Below are 1,515 nucleotides of genomic sequence, written 5' to 3'. Positions count from 1 at the left end.
CAGATGCTATGGGGGCGGACACCGCCTGGGCTGAGTGTTCAGACTGGCAGGCTTCCGCATCCGATCAGGGAGCCAGCCGCCATGCCGTCCGAGAACACCCTCCACATCGCCATCGAGCTGAGCCTCTCGTCATGGCTCGTCGCAGCACGTCTGTCGGGTGCGGAGAGGCCGCGTCTGCACCGCCTCGAAGGCGGGAACACGGCAGCTCTGCTGACATTGATTACGGAGCTGCGATTGGCCGCTGTCAACAGGGTGGGCGGACCGGTTGGGGTAGCGTGCTGTTTCGAAGCGGGACGGGACGGATTTTGGTTGCACCGCGTGCTGACGGCGCATGACGTTGCCTCTTATGTACTTGAGCCGACCAGCATCCTGGTGAACCGCCGGGCGCGTCGTGCCAAAACCGATCGGCTCGACGCCGAAGGCATGCTGCGGGTGCTTGCGGCCTGGCTAGGGGGCGACCGGCAGGTGTGCAGCATGGTGCGCGTGCCCACAGCCGACGAGGAGGACGCCAAGCGCCCGCACCGTGAACGCGAACATCTGGTGCAGGAGCGGCTGCGCATCGAGAACAGGCTCGAGGCGTTGCTATTCACCCAGGGCATTCGGGGCAGGCCGTCGCTGCGCTCGTGGGAGCGTGACGTGGCCGAGTTGCGCACCGGCGACGGGCGTACGCTGCCGCCCCTGCTGCGGGCCGAGCTGGACCGCTTGCGGCGTCGGCTCGTGTTGGCCCTGCAATTGATCCCCGAGGTGGAGGCTGAGCGCGCTACGGCGCTGGCCGCGGCAACAAGCGACACGATGACCCGAAAGATCACAGCCCTGCAGCGTATCCGTGGCATCGGCGAAAACTTCGCTGCCGTGCTCGGTCGTGAGGTATTCTACCGCACCTTTGACAACCGCCGTCAGCTCGCCAGCTACGTCGGTATCGCCCCTATGCCTTATCAAAGCGGAGGCATGGACCGCGACCGAGGCATCAGCCGCGCGGGTAACCCGCGGGCGCGAACGACGCTCGTCCAGCTTGCCTGGTTGTGGCTGCGCTACCAGCCCGGCAGCGCGCTCGCTGGGTGGTTCCGCCAGCGCGTCGGCACCTTGGCCGGGCGCACGCGGCGGATCGCCATTGTCGCCATGGCCAGGAAGCTGTTGATCTCGCTCTGGCGTTTCGTGGAAACCGGAGTGTTGCCGGAGGGCGTCGAGATCAGGACCGCGGCGTTGCCGACGGCGTAACAGGACCGAGTTGCTGCAGGCGGCATTTCCGCCAGCGGCGATACTGGGAGCGCGACCGTCTTCCTCTTTGGTGGCTGATGCCGCCGCGTTTCAGGTGGGTCGCGTCTGACCGGGGCCACGCCTCATGCATGAGGCATTCTGGTGCGAGGCCATAGCGCCTCGACCGCATGTAAGGTGATGCAGCCGTTGCTGCAGTGCAGGACTGCCCCGGACCCAAGGATTACATCACGCTTGCCCAACCCAGCTCCGGAGGACCGTATGTAGAGCCATCGTTGACAACCGAACCCTCATGTAAGG

General features: G+C 65.9%; 1 protein-coding gene. It reads left to right on the top strand.

Going from position 1 to position 1,515, the window contains the following annotated elements; genetic code table 11:
* Positions 1-81 precede the first annotated feature (81 nt).
* Complete coding sequence (locus tag QWZ14_RS29190) at positions 82-1,218, top strand: IS110 family RNA-guided transposase (protein ID WP_290320582.1); 1,137 nt, start codon at positions 82-84, stop codon at positions 1,216-1,218.
* Positions 1,219-1,515 lie beyond the last annotated feature (297 nt).

It is taken from the genome of Paeniroseomonas aquatica, assembly GCF_030409335.1.
GTDB classification, from domain to species: domain Bacteria; phylum Pseudomonadota; class Alphaproteobacteria; order Acetobacterales; family Acetobacteraceae; genus Belnapia; species Belnapia aquatica.
This window is presented reverse-complemented; position numbering and strand designations above follow the sequence as displayed.